14 protein-coding genes are annotated in these 17,471 nt (G+C 70.2%); 4 read left to right on the top strand and 10 right to left on the bottom strand.

Annotated features, from left to right (window positions below; genetic code table 11):
- Window positions 1–13: 13 nt before the first annotated feature.
- The 5 genes from ACUYTF_RS13040 to ACUYTF_RS13020 all read right to left on the bottom strand — a co-directional run bounded on the left by ACUYTF_RS13040 (window position 14) and on the right by ACUYTF_RS13020 (window position 4,522).
- Entirely contained in the window at window positions 14–1,807 is a 1,794-nt protein-coding gene (locus tag ACUYTF_RS13040) for a penicillin-binding transpeptidase domain-containing protein (RefSeq protein WP_434144063.1), read from the bottom strand.
- Window positions 1,807–2,382 (bottom strand): hypothetical protein, encoded by a 576-nt coding sequence (locus ACUYTF_RS13035; RefSeq protein WP_449279915.1) that lies wholly within the window; start codon window positions 2,380–2,382, stop codon window positions 1,807–1,809. Before ACUYTF_RS13035 ends, ACUYTF_RS13040 begins: the two co-directional genes overlap by 1 nt.
- Entirely contained in the window at window positions 2,379–3,347 is a 969-nt protein-coding gene (gene rsmH, locus ACUYTF_RS13030) for a 16S rRNA (cytosine(1402)-N(4))-methyltransferase RsmH (protein ID WP_434144066.1), read from the bottom strand. Before rsmH ends, ACUYTF_RS13035 begins: the two co-directional genes overlap by 4 nt.
- Before the next feature lie 12 nt (window positions 3,348–3,359).
- Window positions 3,360–3,791: a division/cell wall cluster transcriptional repressor MraZ gene (mraZ, locus tag ACUYTF_RS13025; RefSeq protein ID WP_449279914.1), complete on the bottom strand. Its 432-nt coding sequence runs from the start codon at window positions 3,789–3,791 to the stop codon at window positions 3,360–3,362.
- A 347-nt stretch (window positions 3,792–4,138) separates the two neighbouring features.
- The gene (locus tag ACUYTF_RS13020) at window positions 4,139–4,522 is read right to left on the bottom strand and encodes a DUF3040 domain-containing protein (RefSeq protein ID WP_434144070.1); all 384 of its coding nucleotides are present in this window, start codon (window positions 4,520–4,522) and stop codon (window positions 4,139–4,141) included.
- Between the two features lie 75 nt (window positions 4,523–4,597).
- On the opposite strand from ACUYTF_RS13020, the gene ACUYTF_RS13015 reads away from it, so the two are divergent.
- Complete coding sequence (locus ACUYTF_RS13015) at window positions 4,598–5,698, top strand: polyprenyl synthetase family protein (protein ID WP_449279913.1); 1,101 nt, start codon at window positions 4,598–4,600, stop codon at window positions 5,696–5,698.
- A 6-nt stretch (window positions 5,699–5,704) separates the two neighbouring features.
- On the opposite strand, the gene ACUYTF_RS13010 is transcribed toward ACUYTF_RS13015, so the two are convergent.
- Window positions 5,705–6,052: an Rv2175c family DNA-binding protein gene (locus ACUYTF_RS13010; RefSeq protein WP_434144073.1), complete on the bottom strand. Its 348-nt coding sequence runs from the start codon at window positions 6,050–6,052 to the stop codon at window positions 5,705–5,707.
- A 137-nt stretch (window positions 6,053–6,189) separates the two neighbouring features.
- Between ACUYTF_RS13010 and pknB the strand changes: the two genes are divergently transcribed.
- Complete coding sequence (gene pknB / locus ACUYTF_RS13005) at window positions 6,190–8,097, top strand: Stk1 family PASTA domain-containing Ser/Thr kinase (protein WP_449279953.1); 1,908 nt, start codon at window positions 6,190–6,192, stop codon at window positions 8,095–8,097.
- A 94-nt stretch (window positions 8,098–8,191) separates the two neighbouring features.
- Here the strand turns inward: pknB and ACUYTF_RS13000 are convergent, their stop codons facing one another.
- Window positions 8,192–9,562, bottom strand: a complete 1,371-nt coding sequence (locus ACUYTF_RS13000; protein ID WP_434144075.1) for a class II 3-deoxy-7-phosphoheptulonate synthase — start codon at window positions 9,560–9,562, stop codon at window positions 8,192–8,194.
- Between the two features lie 101 nt (window positions 9,563–9,663).
- Complete coding sequence (locus ACUYTF_RS12995; protein ID WP_434144076.1) at window positions 9,664–10,338, bottom strand: 1-acyl-sn-glycerol-3-phosphate acyltransferase; 675 nt, start codon at window positions 10,336–10,338, stop codon at window positions 9,664–9,666.
- Between the two features lie 151 nt (window positions 10,339–10,489).
- Between ACUYTF_RS12995 and ACUYTF_RS12990 the strand changes: the two genes are divergently transcribed.
- Entirely contained in the window at window positions 10,490–12,319 is a 1,830-nt protein-coding gene (locus tag ACUYTF_RS12990) for an AMP-dependent synthetase/ligase (protein ID WP_449279912.1), read from the top strand.
- Between the two features lie 104 nt (window positions 12,320–12,423).
- On the opposite strand, the gene def is transcribed toward ACUYTF_RS12990, so the two are convergent.
- Window positions 12,424–12,915: a peptide deformylase gene (gene def, locus ACUYTF_RS12985; RefSeq protein ID WP_434144080.1), complete on the bottom strand. Its 492-nt coding sequence runs from the start codon at window positions 12,913–12,915 to the stop codon at window positions 12,424–12,426.
- A 97-nt stretch (window positions 12,916–13,012) separates the two neighbouring features.
- Window positions 13,013–16,411, bottom strand: a complete 3,399-nt coding sequence (locus tag ACUYTF_RS12980; RefSeq protein WP_449279911.1) for a pyruvate carboxylase — start codon at window positions 16,409–16,411, stop codon at window positions 13,013–13,015.
- 184 nt (window positions 16,412–16,595) lie between these two features.
- Here ACUYTF_RS12980 and ACUYTF_RS12975 point away from each other — a divergent pair, with 184 nt between their 5' ends.
- Window positions 16,596–17,438 (top strand): AAA family ATPase, encoded by an 843-nt coding sequence (locus ACUYTF_RS12975; RefSeq protein ID WP_434144084.1) that lies wholly within the window; start codon window positions 16,596–16,598, stop codon window positions 17,436–17,438.
- Window positions 17,439–17,471 lie beyond the last annotated feature (33 nt).

Below are 17,471 nucleotides of genomic sequence, written 5' to 3'. Positions count from 1 at the left end.
CCTCCTGCGGCGTTCAGTACTCGGTCGGGAGTGGGACGTAGGTTCCGGTCGACGGCGGGATGTGGAACGTGCGGATCGTGGCCTCGGCCGTGTCGTGGAACGCGGTGGCCGCTGCGACGCCGCCGTCGCCCGATGTCGGGAACGCCACCGATGCTACCGCGACGTACTGGGGGTCGTCCGCCGGGAAGATGCCCGCGAACGAGCTGACGAAGTCCTTCCGGTAGCCGCCGGCGCCGTCGGGCTGCTCGGCCGTGCCCGTCTTGCCCGCGATGCGGTAGCCCGGCACGCCGACGAACTTCTGCACCCACGCCTCGGTCGCGACGGTCTCGAGCATCTGCATCATCTGCGACGCCGTCTCGGGCGCGACGGCCGTCACGGGGTCGCCGTGATCGAGGGCCGTCTTCTGACCGTCGGCATCGGTGCAGCTGCGCACGATCGACGGCGGGATGCGCACTCCGCCGTTCGCGAGGGCCTGGTAGGCGCCCGCGGTCTGCACGATCGTCGACGACACCGCCTGCCCGAAAGTCGTGTTGTAGTCGGTCTGTCGGTCCCAATCCTCGACCGGCAGCAGGAAGCCCGAATCCTCGAGCGGCATGCCCGCCCGGGTCGACTCCCCCATGCCGAACTTGCGCAGGTAGTCGTAGCGCACCTCGGGCGAGAGCTGCGTGCCGAGGGTCGCGGTGCCGACGTTCGACGACTGCGTGAGAATGCCGGTGAGGGTCCACTGCATCGGCGGGTGGTTGAACGAGTCGCCGAAGCGCACCCCGGGCTCGGGTTCGGCGTAGTCGGGGGTGAGCAGCTGCGTCTGCGGCGTCGCGAGGCCCTGATCGATGAGCGCGGCCGCGGTGATCGCTTTGAAGGTCGAGCCGGGCTCGTAGGGGGCGACGAACGAGCGCGCCTCGCGCTTCGTCGGGTCGGAGGCGTCGACGTCGTTCGGGTCGACCGACCCGTCCTCCGCGACCGCGACGAGTTCGCCGGTCTGCACGTCCATCACGACGACGAAGCCCCACTCTGCGGATACCTTCTGCACCTGCTCGTTGATCGCCTGCTGCGCCTCCCACTGCAGGTCGCGGTCGATGGTGAGTTCGACGGTGCCGCCGTTCTCGACCTGCTTCGTCACGACGACGCTGCCGGGCAGCGGCACGCCATCGGCGCTGCGCTCGTACTCCTCGGAGCCGTCGACGCCGGCGAGGCATGCGTCCTGCGACACCTCGACGCCCGACTGAGGCAGGCCGTCGCTGCCCGAGAAGCCGAGGATGTTGCCGGCGATCGCGCCGTTCGGGTAGCTGCGGGTGTGCTGGCTCTCGAAGGTGAGCCACGGGATCTGCAGCTCCTTGAGCCGGTTCAGCTGGGTGAGGTCGATCGAGCGCTTCACGTACGCGAAGTCGGATTTCGGGTTGTCGGCGAGCGCGTCCTCGACGATCTTCTGGATGTCCTCGGCGGTCTGCCCGGTGATCTCGCCGATCTCGGCGAAGGCCTGCTGCGAGGTGACCTCGACGGTGGCGATGCCGTTGCCGTTCGGGTCGATCCGGTAGAACGTGCCGCCCTGCACCTTCGTGTTCTTCGGCGACAGCTGCACGTCGTAGCGTTCGTCGGTCGTCGCGAGCACGTCACCGTCGCGGTCGACGATGTCGCCGCGCACGCTCGGGATGGCGACCGGCACGGCCCGCTTGTCCTTCGCATCGGCGGTGAGCGCCGATGCCGAGACGAGCTGCACGTCGACGAGGCGCACGACGAAGGCGAGCGCCGCGATCACGATCAGTGCGAGGGCGATGACGCGGCGGGCCCGCGCGGCGCGGTCGCGCATCAGTGCGTCTCCGGCGCCGGCAGTTTGCCCTTCCAGCGCACCGCGGGCTCCGTGGCCGCCGCGGCGGCCTGGCGCGGCACGAGCAGGCCTTCGGCGTCGACGACGGGCATGTCGGCGAGGGTCGAGTTGGGCACGAGGTTGGCCTGGGCCTCGCTCGCCGAGGTCTCCAGCGACCCGAGGATCGCCCCGTCGCTGAGGCGCAGCGCCGCGGGGCGGGCGTTCTGCACCATGCCGAGCTGCGCGGCGTTCTCCGCGAGGTTCTGCGGCGACGAGAGCTTGTCGACGTTCTGCGCGAGCAGGCGCTCGACGCGGCTGAGGTCGCGCTGCTCGAGCTCGAGCGCGCGCTTCTCGTAGGCTCCCTGCGAGACGGCGATGCTGAGGCCGAGCTGCGTCGCGAGGATCACGAGCACGATGCCGACGGCGAGGAGCGCGCCCGTGAGCGGGTTCTTCTGGCGACGCGCCGTCGGTGCCGAAACCGGGCGCAGGGGCCGTTCGGCCCGCTGCTCGTCGCGCTCGGCGGGCGCGGGGCTCAGCAGACGGGAGAGGTCGATCCCTGCCGGTGCCATGCCGCTCATCGGACGTCCCTTACTCGTTCGGCGGCGCGCAGCCGCACGGGGATGGCGCGCGGGTTGCGCTCGCGCTCGGATTCTGAGGCGAGCTCGGCGCCCCGGGTCAGGAGCTTCAGCTCGGGCCGGTGCTCGGGAAGTTCGACGGGCAGCCCGGGCGGGGCGGTCGACTTCGAACGGCCGGCGAGCTCGCGCTTCACCATGCGGTCCTCGAGCGACTGGTACGACATCACGGCGATGCGTCCGCCGAGGTTCAGCAGATCGATCGCGGCGGGGACGGCGGCTTCGAGCGCGACGAGCTCGCCGTTCACTTCGACGCGCAGCGCCTGGAAGACGCGCTTCGCCGGGTGGCGGGCGTCGCGCACGGCTGCGGGCGTGGCCTGCTGCAGCACGTCGACGAGGCGACCGCTGCGCTCGATCGGGGCTTCGGCGCGCGCCGCGATGATGGCGCGCGCGTAGCGCCCGGCGAGGGGCTCTTCGCCGTAGCGTTCGAAGATCGCGCGCAGCCGGCCCTCGGGCGCGGTGGCGAGCACCTCGGCCGCCGTCTCGCCGCGGCTCTGGTCCATGCGCATGTCGAGCGGCGCATCCTGGGCGTAGGCGAAACCGCGGTCGGCCTCGTCGAGCTGCAGCGATGAGACGCCGAGATCGAAGAGGGCTCCGTCGATCGCGTCGAAGCCCGATTCGCGCACCGCGCGCTCGATCTCGTCGTAGACGGCGTGCACGCGGATCGCGCGGTCGCCGAAGCGGGCGAGGCGCCGGCCCGCGAGTGCGAGCGCGTCCTGATCCCTGTCGAGACCGATGAGGGTGAGCCCGGGGAACGCCTCGAGCATCGCCTCGCTGTGGCCGCCCATGCCGAGGGTCGCGTCCACGACCACGGCGCCGGGGCGCCCGAGGGCGGGGGCGAGCAGTTCGAGGCAGCGTTCGAGCAGTACGGGGGTGTGGAGCATGGCGGGATCGCGTTCGGTGTCGTTCATCGTGGTTCCGGGCTAGAACATGCCCGGGATCACCTCTTCCTCGATCTCGGCGAATGCGGATTCCTGCTGGGCGAGGTACTGCTGCCAGACGCCCGCGTCCCAGATCTCGGCGCGGGAGCCGGCGCCGATCACCGCGAGCTCGCGGTCGAGGCCCGCGTACTCGCGGAGCGTGGCGGGGATCGTGATGCGGTGCTGCTTGTCGGGCGTCTCGGGGTGCGCGCCCGAGAGGAACACACGGAGGTAGTCGCGGGCCTGCTTGGAGTTCACGGGCGCCTGCCTGATGCGCTCGTGCATCTCGGAGAACTCGCGCTCGCTGAAGACGTAGAGGCAGCGCTCCTGGCCGCGCGTGACGACGAGGCCGTCTGCCAGTTCGGTGCGGAACTTGGCGGGGAGGATGATGCGGCCCTTGTCGTCCAGCCTGGGCGTGAAGGTACCGAGAAACATCCGGGTCCTCCTTCCAGTGCCGCGCCTTGCCGCCCCAGACTACTCCACTTTCCTCCACTTCAATGACTTTTTATTCCCGAAAGCTCCCTTTTCTTTCGAAACCCGCGAGATCCGGGGGCATGGAGGCCGCTGCGTCGGGCGCACTCGCGCCGCGCCCGTGCGCCAGAACACTCCGTTTCCGGCCCGCCGATACCGCTTCCGGCGCTTCGGGGGCCTGGGGTGGAGCGAAGTGGAGCCTCGGGGCGGCGCGCGGCCGGGCAGCGCGCCGCCGCCCGTTTCCGGGCAGCAAAAAAGGGACCGTGGCGAACCACGATCCCTTCAGGCCGAGAGTGCGGCGCCTGCCGCGCCTAGCTGTCCTCGCCCATGCGTTCGTTCCATCGGCGCTCCATGCGTTCGCTGAACGACTCGCTCGGCTGCGCCTGCGGCCCGCCCCGCTTGACCCGGCGGGCGTCGTCGCCGATCTCGTCGGTCTCGGAGCCGCGCGACATCATGAGCAGCACGCCGCCCACCATCGCTGCGAACCCGATCAGACCGAGCCACAGCTGCTGCGCGGCCACGCCCGCGACGAGCGCGCCGATGCCGACGAGCATCACGACGATGCCCAGCACCAGCGAGCGATAGTTCAGCCGCCTGCGGGTGACGGAGCCGGTCTCCACGACATCGGCCTCGCTCCGGTAGAAGCCCCGCTCCATCTCGTCGAGCAGCCGCTGCTCGTGCTCGGAAAGAGCCATGACGCCTCCTCGTCCAGAATGTAACTGCTGTTCCCAGAGAGTCTACCGCGACCGCGGCCCGGCTAGGCTAGTCGTGTGCAGGAAACAACGCGACTCGCAGGGCTCGTACAGGAGCGCATCGGAGACATCGTCGCCGATCATCGGCAGGCCCTCGAGGTGCTCGGCCCCGACGCCGAACCGCTCTTGCAGGAGGCGCTCGGCTTCCTCACGGGCGGCAAGCGCTTCCGCGCCCAGTTCGCGGCCCTCGGCTATCGCGCGGTGAGCCCGCTCGATCTCGCGGGCGACGTCGGCATCGAATTCGGCGCCGTGCTCGACGCGGCCTGCGCGCTCGAGCTGTTCCACGCCGCCGCCCTCATCCACGACGACGTCATCGACCGCTCGGACACCCGTCGCGGGCGCGCCGCCGTGCACCGGCATTTCGCCGCCGTGCACCGCGACGGCGGCCTCCGCGGCGATTCCGACCATTTCGGCCTCGCGACCGCCATCCTGCTCGGCGATCTGCTGCAGTCGTGGGCCGACGAGCAGTTCGAGCGCGCCTGCGACGCCACCCCGGACCGCGAGGCCGCGCGTCGCGCGCGGGGCCACTTCAACCGCATGCGCAGCGAGGTCGCCGTCGGCCAGTACCTCGACGTGCTCGAGGAGCAGCAGCCGGTCTTCGCCGCGCACGATGTGCAGCTCGAACGCTCGACCCGGGTGCTCGTGTACAAGTCCGCGAAGTACAGCGTCGAGGCGCCGCTGCTCATCGGCGCGGCCCTCGCCGGCGCGGACGATGCGCAGGAGGAGACCCTCGCCGACTTCGGCCTGCCGATCGGCGTCTCGTTCCAGCTGCGCGACGATCTGCTCGGCGTCTTCGGCGACGAGGAGGTCACCGGCAAGCCGAGCGGCGACGACCTCGTCGAGGGCAAGCGCACGGTGCTCGTGGCCCTCGCCCGCGAGAGCCTGCCGAACACCCAGCGCCGCATCTTCGACGACATGCTGGGCAGCCCCCTCGACCCCGAGCAGGTCGAACTGCTGCAGCGCACCATCCGCGAGAGCGGCGCCGTCGAGCAGGTCGAGGAGATGATCTCGCGCAACGTGGCGCGCGCCATCGGGGCGCTGCAGCAGTCGCCGCTCAGGGGCGACGTGTCGGCGCAGCTCGCACAGCTCGCCGAGCGGGCGACGCAGCGCAGCCGTTAGGGCGTGTCAGAACGCGAGCGACTGGGTGGCGCGGCGCACCGCGCTCTTGTTCCCCGCCCGCAGCAGGTCGACGGGTCGCCCGTCGAGTTCGTCGTTCGGGGCGAGCAGCCACGCCACCGCCTCGTCACTCGAGAAGCCCGCGTCGTGCAGGGCGAGCAGCGTGCCGCGCAGCGAGGCGAGCGGCTCGCCGTCCTTCACGAACAGCGCCGGCACCTTGAGCACGCCGTCCACGCGCACGGCGGCGAGGTGATGGTCTTCGAGCAGCCGGCGCACCTTGCTCTGGTTCAGCTCGAAGAGCTCGACCAGGTCGGGGATCGTCAGGTACTCGGTTTCGGGCGTGATGTTCTCGGGCACGCTTCGATGTTACGGCAGCGCGCACCGCTCGCGGAACACGAAGCCGTCACGACTTCTCGCCGCCCCCGGCGCGCGTCGCGCGTCTTCCCCTCTTCTCCCCGTAGACTCACCGCGTGAACTCCGTGCCGACCGACCCGATGATCGGGCAGACGCTCGACGAGCGATACGCGATCCGTTCGCGCATCGCCCGCGGCGGCATGGCGATGGTGTACCTCGCCCACGACCTGCGCCTGGAGCGCCGCGTCGCCGTCAAGGTGATGCACGCGCACCTCGCCGAGGACGAGAACTTCACGCGGCGCTTCGAGCAGGAGGCCCGCAGCGCCGCCGGGCTCTCGCACGCGAACCTCGTGAGCGTGCTCGACCAGGGCCACGACGCGGGCCGCACCTACCTCGTGATGGAGTATCTGCCGAGCATCACGCTGCGGCACCTGCTGAAGCAGCAGAAGCGGCTCACGACCGAGCAGGCGCTCGAGATCGGCGAGGCGGTGCTCTCGGGCCTCGCAGCGGCTCACGGCGCGGGCATCGTGCACCGCGATCTGAAGCCCGAGAACGTGCTGCTCGCCGACGACGGCCGCATCAAGCTCGGCGATTTCGGCCTCGCCCGTGCGGTGAGCGCGAATACGACCACGGGCCAGGCGCTGCTCGGCACCATCGCCTATCTCTCCCCCGAGCTCGTGACGCGCGGCGTCGCGGATGCGCGCAGCGACCTCTACGCCTTCGGCATCATGCTCTACGAGATGCTGACCGGAGAGCAGCCCTTCACCGGCGAACAGCCGATGCAGATCGCCTACCAGCACGCCCACTCCGATGTGCCGGTGCCGTCGCTCAAGAGCCCCGAGTCGACGCCCGAGCTCGACGAGTTCGTGCGTTGGACGACGCAGCGCGACCCCGAGCTCAGGCCCCGCGATGCGGGTGAGGCGCTCGAGCATCTGGCGGCGATCCGCCAGGGATCGCCGTTGACGAGCACCCGCGTGCTCCCCTATGCCGATGAGACCTCGGTGCTCGCCACTCCGGCGACCGCCGTGCTCGCGCCCGCGCAGCGGGAGCTGCTCGCGGAGGATCCCGCCGCATCGCAGGAGGAGACGGGCCGGATCGCGCCGGCGCCGGCCACGGAGCGGGCGCGATCCGCCGGGCGGGCCCGTGCGGTGCGCGGCCGGGTGATCGCGCTCGTCGTGGTGCTGCTCGTGCTGCTCGCGGGCGGCGTCGGCTGGTGGTTCGGGCTCGGCCCGGGCTCGCAGGCGACGGTGCCGGAGGTCACGGGGGCCGAGGTCGATGCGGCCGTCGCGGCGCTCGCGGAAGCGCGCCTCGAGGCCGAGGTGTTCGACTGCTCGAGCCTCGACGTCGCCGCGGGTCTCGCGGCCCGCACGGAGCCCGAGGCCGGAACGCGTCTCGATCGCGGCAGCACCGTGCGGCTGTGCCGGTCGAGCGGACCCGAGCAGATCGCAGTACCGACCCTCGTCGGCCTCACCGTCGACGAGGCCGAACGCGCGATCACGGACGCCGGGTTCACTTTCGGCTCGGTGATCGAGCAGCGCTTCGGGGCCGAGGCCGAGCACACCGTAGTGGCGGCCCTCGACAGCGACGGCGCAGGCCTCGGCGAGACCTACGCCGAGCAGGGACGCGTCGACCTGATCGCCTCGGCCGGCCCGCTGCCCGACGTCGCGGGCCTGAAGCCCAAGGAGGCGGAGTCGGTGCTGAGCGCCGCCGGCCTCACGCTCGATCAGGGCCTGCGTGAAGAGGCGTACGACGCCCAGGTGCCCGAGGACCGCGTGATCGCGCTGATCCCGACCACCGACCCGGTGCGCCCGGGCGACGCCGTGGGCCTGCGCGTCTCGCTCGGCCCCGAGCTCTTCCCCGTGCCCGACGTCTCGGGCATGGGGCTGCAGGAGGCGATGGACGCGCTCGCCCAGGCCGGCTTCTCGCCATCGACGCTGGTGCCCGACTCGCTGCGACCGCTCGCGCGGGCGAGCGGCACCGACCCGAAGGCCGGCGAAGAAGTACCCGCGGGCACGGCCGTGCGTGTCAAGGCCGCCCTCGACCTCTGAGCATTCTTCCGCCCGCGGCGCGCACGGGGCCGAAGACGAGAGGGGCGGAGGCGCGGCGAACCGCTCCCCCGCCCCGTCGGCCGGAATCCGTGCGTCAGCGCGGGATGCGCTTCAGCTCCTCGGCCACCAGGAAGGCGAGCTCGAGCGACTGCATGTGGTTGAGGCGCGGGTCGCAGAGCGATTCGTAGCGCGTCGCCAGCGCCTCTTCATCGATGTTCTCGGAGCCGCCGAGGCACTCGGTCACGTCATCGCCGGTGAGCTCGATATGGATGCCGCCCGGGAAGGTGCCCGCCTCGCGGTGCGCCTCGAAGAAACCGAGCATCTCGTCCATGACGTCGTCGAAGCGGCGCGTCTTGTAGCCGGTCGCCGTGGTGATGCCGTTGCCGTGCATCGGGTCGGTGACCCACAGCGGCTGGGCGCCAGCGTCGCGCACGCCGGCGAGGAGGCCGGGCAGCACGTCGCGGATCTTGCCGGCGCCCATGCGGGTGATGAAGGTGAGGCGGCCGGGCTCGCGCTCGGGGTCGAGCTTGTCGATCAGGCGCAGCGCGTCGTCGACGGTGGCCGTCGGGCCGAGCTTCACGCCGATCGGGTTGCGCACCTTCGACAGGAAGTCGACGTGCGCGCCGTCGAGGTCGCGGGTGCGCTCGCCGATCCACAGCATGTGGCTCGAGGTGTCGTAGAGGTCGCCGGTGCGCGAGTCGACGCGTACGAGCGGCCGCTCGTAGTCGAGCAGCAGCGCCTCGTGGCTGACGTAGAACTCGGTCTGCGTGAGGGCGGTGTGGTCGACGCCGCACGCGTCCATGAACTTCAATGCGCGGTCGATCTCGGCGGCGAGCGACTCGTAGCGCTGGCGCGCCGGGTTCGAGACGAAGCCCTTGTTCCATTCGTGCACCTGGCGCAGGTCGGCGAAGCCGCCCTGGGTGAAGGCGCGGATGAGGTTCAGCGTCGAGGCCGAGACGTGGTAGCCGCGCACGAGGCGCGACGGGTCGGCGGTGCGCGATTCCTCGGTGAAGTCGTAGCCGTTGACGAGGTCGCCGCGGAATGCGGGCAGCGTGACGCCCTCGCGGGTCTCGGAGTCGCTCGAGCGGGGCTTCGCGAACTGGCCCGCCATGCGGCCGACCTTGATCACGGGCATCGACGCGCCGTAGGTGAGCACGACGGCCATCTGCAGCAGCGTCTTCACGCGGTCGCGGATCTTGTCGGCGGTCGCCGCGGCGAAGGTCTCGGCGCAGTCGCCGCCCTGAAGAACGAACGCTTCGCCGCGAGCCGCGGCCGCGAGGCGCTCGCGCAGCTGGTCGGCTTCGCCGGCGAAGACGAGCGGCGGCTGGGTGGCAAGCTCGGCGACGGCCGCATCGCGGGCCGCGGGATCGGGCCAGGTCGGCTGCTGCTTCGCTTCGAGAGCCCGATAGGCGTCGAGCTCGGCGAACGCGCTGGCGGAGGCGGTGTCGTGAGTCTGCATCGTCATCGGGATTCCCTCGATCAATCGGAAGAGAGTGCGCGCGGTCGCGCGCGTCGCCCGGGTTCGGGCAACCCTTTCAGCCTACTACCCGAACCCCGCCGCGAAGATCACCCGCGGGCCCGTACGCTCGAAGCGTAGACGTCCACGTACTGCTGCCCGCTGAGCTTCTGGATCTCGAGCATGATCTCGTCGGTGACGCTGCGCAGCACGAAACGGTCGGCGGCCATGCCCTGGAACCGCGAGAAGTCGAGCGGCTTGCCGATCACGGTGCCGATGCGTCGGATCTTGGGGAGCCGCGCGCCGATCGGCATGGCCTTCTCGGTGTCGATCATCACGGCGGGCACGACGAGCGCACCCGATTCGAGCACGAGGCGCGCGACGCCGGTGCGCCCGCGGTAGAGGTTCGCGTCGGGGCTGCGGGTGCCCTCGGGATAGATACCGAGCACGTCCTCGCGGTCGAGCACGCTGAGGCCGGTGTTCAACGAGGCTTCAGAGGCCTTGCCGCCCGAGCGGTCGATGGGCAGCTGGCCGACGCCGAGCATGAACGATGCGATGAGCCGGCCCTTCAGCCCCTTGCCCGTGAAGTAGTCGCTCTTCGCGAGGAAGTAGACGCGCCGATCGATCATCAGCGGGAGGATGAAGGAGTCGATCACAGAAAGGTGATTACCTACAATAATCAGCGGCCCGGAGGCCGGAATATTTTCGGCTCCTTCCACCCACGGCCGATAGACGGTCTTCATAAACGGCCCGATGATCAGGTGTTTGAATATCCAGTACAGCACGCGCGGCGTTTTCCTCTCGACTCGCACAACCCTAGCCGAGGCCCGGGTCGTCGTCGGGAATGAGTATAGGCTGATGGGTACGCGCAGGGATCGCGGACGCACTCGTCGATCCCTGGAAGTGACCGGCACTGAAGGTATCGAAGGAGCTGCCGTGCAACTGTCTGAGTCCCCGATTCTCGTGAACCCCGTTCCCGAGGACAACATCACCGATCTGCTCGAGCAGCGCGTGGCGGCGACGCCCGAACGGCATCTCTTCGCCGTCCCGGCGAACGGCGGCTGGCAGGATGTGACCGCCGCCGAGTTCCGCCGCCAGGTCATCGCGACGGCGAAGGGCTTCGTCGCAGACGGGGTCGAGCCCGGCGACCACATCGGGTTCATGTGCAAGACGAGCTACGAGTGGACGTTGATCGACTTCGCGCTGCACTACGCCGGCGCGATCATGGTGCCGGTGTACGAGACCTCTTCGCCGCTGCAGATCCACTGGATCCTCGAGGACTCCGAAGCGCGCGGCATGATGACCGAGAGCCCCGAGCATGCGGAGCGGCTCGAGGAGATCGTCACCGAGCTGCCCGGAATCTCGCTGCGCTGGCGCCTCGACGAGGGCGGCATCGCGCAGCTGCAGGAGCGCGGCCGCGACGTGACCGACGAGGAGATCGAACGCCGCCGCGGCATCGCGGTCGGCAGCGACATCGCCACCCTCATCTACACGTCGGGATCGACCGGGCGGCCGAAGGGCTGCGTGCTCACCCACTCGAACTTCGTCGACCTCTCGCGCAACGCCGCGGCCTCGCTCTCCGAGGTGGTCGAGGAAAAGGGGGCGTCGACCCTGCTCTTCGTGACACTCGCGCACGTCTTCGCCCGCTTCATCTCGGTGCTCGCCGTGCACTCCGGCGTACGCGTCGGCCACCAGCCCGATACGAGCAAGCTGCTGCCGTCGCTCGCGACGTTCCAGCCGACCTTCCTGCTCGCGGTGCCCCGCGTGTTCGAGAAGGTCTACAACTCGGCCGAGCAGTCGACCGAGGCAGAGGGCAAGGGCAAGATCTTCCGCACGGCGGCGAAGGTCGCGGTCGCGCACTCCGAGGCGCTCGACGCCGGCAGCGTGCCGTTCATGCTCGGCCTGAAGTTCAAGATCTTCGACAAGCTCGTGTACTCGAAGCTGCGCGAGAAGCTCGGCGGCCGCGTCAAGTACGCGATCTCGGGGTCGGCGCCGCTCAGCCGCTACCTCGGTCACTTCTACCGGAGCCTCGGCGTCAAGATCCTCGAGGGCTACGGCCTCACGGAGACGACGGCGCCGGTGACGGTGAATCTGCCCGACAAGTTCAAGATCGGCACGGTCGGCCCGGCCCTGCCCGGGCACACCGTGCGCATCGCCGACAGCGGCGAGATCGAGGTCAAGGGCATCGACGTCTTCCGCGAGTACTGGAAGAACCCCGAGGCGACGCGCGCCACGTTCACCGACGACGGCTTCTTCAAGACCGGCGACCTCGGGTCGCTCGACGCGGACGGCTACCTCTCGATCACCGGCCGTACGAAGGAGATCATCGTCACTGCAGGCGGCAAGAACGTCGCACCGGCCGTGCTCGAGGATCCGATCCGTTCGAACACCATCATCGGCCAGGTCGTCGTCGTCGGCGACCAGAAGCCCTTCATCGCCGCCCTCGTCACCCTCGACCCCGAGATGCTGCCCGCGTGGCTGAAGAATCAGGGCGAGGATCCGGGCATGACGCTCGAGGAGGCGGCGAAGCACCCGAAGGTGCTCGCGGAAGTGCAGCGCGCTGTCGACAGCGGCAACGCCTACGTCTCACGGGCAGAGTCGATCCGCAAGTTCGTCATCCTGCCGACCGAGTTCATCGAGGCGAACGGGCACCTGACGCCGAAGATGAGCATCAAGCGCGACAACATCCTGCGCGATTTCTCCGATGAGATCGCGAAGCTCTACGGCGACAACCCCGAGACGATCGCCGTCACGCTGCCCCACTAGGGCGAGTCGTGCGGGCGGCCGGGTCGCCGGCCGCCCGCACGCGTCTGCGCGGCTTCAGAACAGGGACCCGTCAGCATCAGGGCCTCGTCAGAAGCAGAGCCCCATCAGAACCAGGGCGAGGTGCGGATGCGGCGCATCGCCTCGCCTCGCGTCTCGCGGTCGAGGCGCGCGAGGTAGAGCTTGCCGTCGAGGTGGTCGCACTCGTGCTGCAGCGCCTGCGCCAGGAGACCCTCCCCCTCGATCACGACCTCGCGACCGTCGAGGTCGGTGCCCCGCACCTTGGCGTACGGGTAGCGCGGCACATCGAACCACAGCTCGGGCACCGAGAGGCAGCCCTCCCCCGTCGGCGCCGGTTCGCCGCGCAGCTCGACGATCTCGGGGTTCAGCACGTAGCTGACCTCCCCGTCGATGTGCAGGCTGAAGGCGCGCTGGGTGTACCCGATCTGCGTGGAGGCGAGGCCGGCGCGGCCGTCGAACGCCACCGTCTCGCAGAGATCGGCGACGAGCGCGCGCACCCCGTCGTCGATCTGATCGATCGGCTCGCACACGGTGCGCAGAACCGGGTCGCCGAACACTCGGATATCTCGAATCGCCATAGCACTCCAGTCTAGACGCACGCACGCGCAGCGCCCGCCCCCGGACGAACCGAGGGGCGGGCGCTGCGCGTGCGATGGGCGGGCCGCGGCCCGCGGCCTACTCGATGACGAGCACGAGGTCGCCCGCATCGACGGGACGCGCGCCCGTGAAGACGAGGCGCTGCACGGTGCCGCTGACCGGGGCGGTGATCGCGGCCTCCATCTTCATGGCCTCGATCGTCGCGACGGGCTGGCCCGCCTCGACCTGATCGCCGACCTCGACCTTCTGGGTCACGGTGCCCGAGAACGGCGCCGCGACCTGACCGGGAACCGTGCGGTCGGCCTTCTCCGCCGCGACGACCGACACGGTCACGTGCTCGTCCTTGACGAAGACCTGGCGGCCCTGACCGTTGACGCGCAGCATCACGGTGCGCATACCCTTCTCATCGGCGGCGCCGATGGCCTCGAGCGCGACGTAGAGGCGCACGCCCTTCGCGAGGTCGATGGCCCGCTCCTCGCCGGGCTCGAGCCCGTAGAGGTAGTCGACGGTCTCGAGCACCGAGAGGTCGCCGTACTGCTCGCGCGACGCCTCGAACTGCCGCGTCGGCTGCGGGAACAGCAGGCGGTTGAGCGCCGAACGGCGCTCGTCGCTCGTGCCGCCCAGCAGCTCCGCGTCCTCTTCCGAGATCGGGGCGATCGCGATGTCGACCGTGCGGCCGGCGAGCACCTTCGAGCGGAAGGGCTCGGGCCAGCCGCCGGGGATCTCGCCGAGCTCGCCGGCGAGGAAGCCGACGACCGAGTCGGGTACGTCGTACTTCTCGGGGTTTGCCTCGAAATCGGCCGGGTCGGCGTCGACCGCCGCCAGGTGCAGCGCGAGGTCGCCGACGACCTTCGACGACGGGGTCACCTTCGGGATACGGCCGAGGATGCGGTCGGACGCCGCGTACATGTCCTCGATCTTCTCGAAGTTGTCGGAGAGGCCGAGGGCGATCGCCTGCTGGCGCAGGTTCGAGAGCTGACCGCCCGGGATCTCGTGCGTGTAGACGCGGCCGGTCGGCGACGGCAGCCCCGACTCGAACGGCTTGTACAGGCTGCGCACCGAATCCCAGTACGGCTCGAGCGCGTAGACCGCCTCCTGAGACAGCCCAGTGTCGCGCTCGGTGTCGGCGAGGGCCGCGACGAGCGCCGACAGCGACGGCTGCGAGGTCGTGCCCGACATCGGCGCCGAGGCGACGTCGACCGCGTCGACGCCCGCAGCGGAGGCCGCGAGCAGCGTGGCCAGCTGGCCGCCCGGGGTGTCGTGCGTGTGCAGGTGCACCGGCAGGTCGAAGCGCTCGCGCAGTGCGGTGACGAGCTTCGTCGCGGCGGCCGGGCGCAGGAGGCCCGCCATGTCCTTGATGGCGAGCACGTGGGCGCCGGCGGCGACGATCTCGTCGGCGAGCCGCAGGTAGTAGTCGAGGTCGTACTTCGTCTCGGCCGGGTCGGCGAGGTTGCCGGTGTAGGCCATGGCGACCTCGGCGACGGCAGTGCCCGTCTCGCGCACGGCGTCGATCGCGACGCGCATCTGGTCGACGTCGTTGAGGGCGTCGAAGATGCGGAAGATGTCGATGCCGGTCTCCGCGGCCTCCTTCACAAAGGCCTGCGCGACCTTCGCGGGATACGGCGTGTAGCCGACCGTGTTCTGGCCGCGCAGCAGCATCTGGATCGGCACGTTCGGCATCGCCTCGCGCAGCTTCGCCAGACGCTCCCACGGGTCTTCGCCGAGGAAGCGCAGCGACACGTCGTAGGTGGCGCCGCCCCAGGCCTCGACCGAGAGCAGCTGCGGGGTCAGCCGTGCGACGTGCGGGGCGACCCGCACCAGGTCCTTCGTGCGCACGCGGGTCGCGAGCAGCGACTGATGCGCATCGCGGAAGGTCGTCTCGGTCACGGCGAGCGCCTTCTGCTCGCGCAGCGCACGGGCGAAGCCCTCGGGGCCGAGCTCGACGAGCTTCTCGCGGTGGCCCACCGGCACGGTCTGCGACAGGTCGACGGCCGGCAGCTTCGCGGCGGGGTCGCCGTGATTGCCGCGCTCGCCGTTCGGGCGGTTCACCGTCACGCCGGCGACGTGCTGCAGGATGCGCGTCGCGCGGTCCTTCGGCTTGTTCATGGAGAGCAGCTCGGGGCGCTCCTCGATGAACGAGGTCGAGAGGTCGCCGGCGCGGAAGTCGGCGTCGGCGAGCACGGCCTGCAGGAACGGGATGTTGGTGGCCACGCCGCGGATGCGGAACTCGGCGAGCGCACGACGGGCGCGGATGACCGCGTCTTCGAAGCTGCGGCCGCGGCAGGTGAGCTTCGCGAGCATCGAGTCGAAGTGCGGGCTGATCTGCGCGCCGGTCGCGGTGGTGCCGCCATCGAGGCGCACGCCGCCGCCGCCCGGGGAGCGGTATGCCGTGATGCGGCCGAGGTCGGGGCGGAAGCCGTTCGCCGGATCCTCGGTCGTGATGCGGCACTGCAGCGCCGCGCCGCGCAGTTGGATGTCCTCCTGGCGCAGTTCGAGCTCCTCGAGCGTCGAGCCCGAGGCGATGAGCATCTGCGCGCGCACGAGGTCGACGTCCGTGACCTCTTCGGTGACGGTGTGCTCGACCTGGATGCGGGGGTTCATCTCGATGAACACGTGCTCGCCCGAGCGCTCGCCCTCGGTGTCGAGCAGGAACTCGACGGTGCCGGCGTTCTCGTAGCCGATCGACTTCGCGAACGCGATCGCATCGGCGGTCAGCTGGTCGCGCTTCTCCTGGGACAGGTTCGGCGCCGGCGCGATCTCGACGACCTTCTGGTGGCGGCGCTGCACCGAGCAGTCGCGTTCGAAGAGGTGCACCGTGGCACCGGTCTTATCGGCGAGCACCTGCACCTCGATGTGGCGGGGGCGCAGCACCGCCTGCTCGATGAACATGGTCGAGTCGCCGAAGGCGTTCTCGGCCTCGTGCATGGCCGATTCGAGTGCGTCGCGCAGGTCTTCGGCGCGCTCGACGCGGCGCATGCCGCGCCCGCCGCCGCCGGCGACGGCCTTCGCGAAGACCGGGAACCCGATCTCGGCGGCGCCCGAGACGAGGGCCTCGATATCCTTCGACGGCGGGGTCGACTTCAGCACGGGAACGCCCGCGGCGATCGCGTGCTCCTTCGCGGCGACCTTGTTGCCGGCCATCTCGAGGGCCAGGCGGCCCGGGCCGATGAAGCGGATGCCCGCGGCCTCCGCGGCGCCCGCGAGCTCGGGGTTCTCCGAGAGGAAGCCGTAGCCCGGGTAGATGGCGTCGGCGCCCGATTCGACCGCGACGCGCACGATCTCGTCGACATCGAGGTAGGCGCGCACGGGGTGCCCCTCGGTGCCGATGAGGTACGCCTCATCGGCTTTCAGGCGGTGCAGCGAATTCCGGTCTTCGTACGGGAACACCGCGACGGTGGAAGCGCCCAGCTCATGAGCGGCGCGGAACGCTCGAATCGCGATCTCGCCACGGTTGGCGACCAGAACTTTCTTGAACATGCAGGAGTACCCCTCTGTAATCTGACCGGATCAGCGGCTGCCCAGACCGAAGAACTTTCGATATCAAGATACATGGATTCACGTGCCCACGCGCACGCCGCGGGTCACCGGTCGTCATGCTCCGCACTTCTCCAGCGATCATTCCGCGGGTATCGACTAAACTCGTGGTGTGCATGTATTGAGTGTGAGTTCCCTAAAGGGCGGCGTCGGCAAGACGACCGTGACACTTGGCCTCGCCTCGGCCGCGTTCTCCCGCGGGCTGCGGACCCTGGTGGTCGATTTCGACCCCCAGTCCGATGTCTCGACCGGGCTCGACGTGAACCCCGAGGGCCACGCGAATGTCGCGGAGGTGCTCGAGAGCCCGAAGGAGAAGACCGTTCGCGCGGCCATCGCCGAGAGCGGGTGGAACCGGTACCACGAGGGCGGCAAGATCGACCTTTTGGTCGGCAGCCCGTCGGCGATCAACTTCGACGGCCCGCACCCCTCTACCCGCGACATCTGGAAGCTGGAGGAGGCGCTCGCGATGGTCGAGTCCGAGTACGACCTCGTACTCATCGACTGCGCGCCGTCGCTGAACGCGCTCACGCGCACCGCCTGGGCCGCGAGCGACCGCGTGCTCGTCGTGTCGGAGCCCAGCCTCTTCGCGGTCGCCGCGACCGACCGCGCCCTGCGCGCGATCGAGGAGATCCGCCGCGGCGTGAGCCCCAGGCTGCAGCCCCTCGGCGTGCTGATCAACCGCACGCAGCCGAGTTCGCTCGAGCACCAGTTCCGCATCCGCGAGCTGCGCGAGATGTTCGGGCCGCTCATTCTGAACCCGCAGCTGCCCGAACGCCCGTCGCTGCAGCAGGCGCAGGGCGCCGCGAAGCCCGTGCACATGTGGCCGGGCGAGGCATCGCAGGAGATGGCGGCGAACTTCGACGCGGTGCTCGACCGGGTGCTGCGGTCGGCGGGCATGGACGCGCCGCAGGCCGGCGGGGCCGCGAGCCGCATGACGACGGTCACCGTCGACGCGGAGGCCGCCGAATAGGCGCTCCCCGTCACGGAACGAGAACGGCCCCGC

It is taken from the genome of Leucobacter sp. GX0328 (assembly GCF_053567315.1).
The sequence above is the reverse complement of the archived record's forward strand: the minus strand, read 5'-3'. Positions and strand labels throughout refer to the sequence as shown.

What these genes read in the sequence shown, in the direction of transcription:
- ACUYTF_RS13035 (WP_449279915.1), bottom strand. Translation starts at nt 2,382, where the DNA reads ATGAGCGGCATGGCACCGGCAGGGATCGACCTCTCCCGTCTGCTGAGC.
- mraZ (WP_449279914.1), bottom strand. Translation starts at nt 3,791, where the DNA reads ATGTTTCTCGGTACCTTCACGCCCAGGCTGGACGACAAGGGCCGCATC.
- ACUYTF_RS13000 (WP_434144075.1), bottom strand. Translation starts at nt 9,562, where the DNA reads ATGACGATGCAGACTCACGACACCGCCTCCGCCAGCGCGTTCGCCGAG.
- def (WP_434144080.1), bottom strand. Translation starts at nt 12,915, where the DNA reads ATGGCGATTCGAGATATCCGAGTGTTCGGCGACCCGGTTCTGCGCACC.
- rsmH (WP_434144066.1), bottom strand. Translation starts at nt 3,347, where the DNA reads ATGAACGACACCGAACGCGATCCCGCCATGCTCCACACCCCCGTACTG.
- pknB (WP_449279953.1), top strand. Translation starts at nt 6,190, where the DNA reads ATGATCGGGCAGACGCTCGACGAGCGATACGCGATCCGTTCGCGCATC.
- ACUYTF_RS13020 (WP_434144070.1), bottom strand. Translation starts at nt 4,522, where the DNA reads ATGGCTCTTTCCGAGCACGAGCAGCGGCTGCTCGACGAGATGGAGCGG.
- ACUYTF_RS12980 (WP_449279911.1), bottom strand. Translation starts at nt 16,411, where the DNA reads ATGTTCAAGAAAGTTCTGGTCGCCAACCGTGGCGAGATCGCGATTCGA.
- ACUYTF_RS13040 (WP_434144063.1), bottom strand. Translation starts at nt 1,807, where the DNA reads ATGCGCGACCGCGCCGCGCGGGCCCGCCGCGTCATCGCCCTCGCACTG.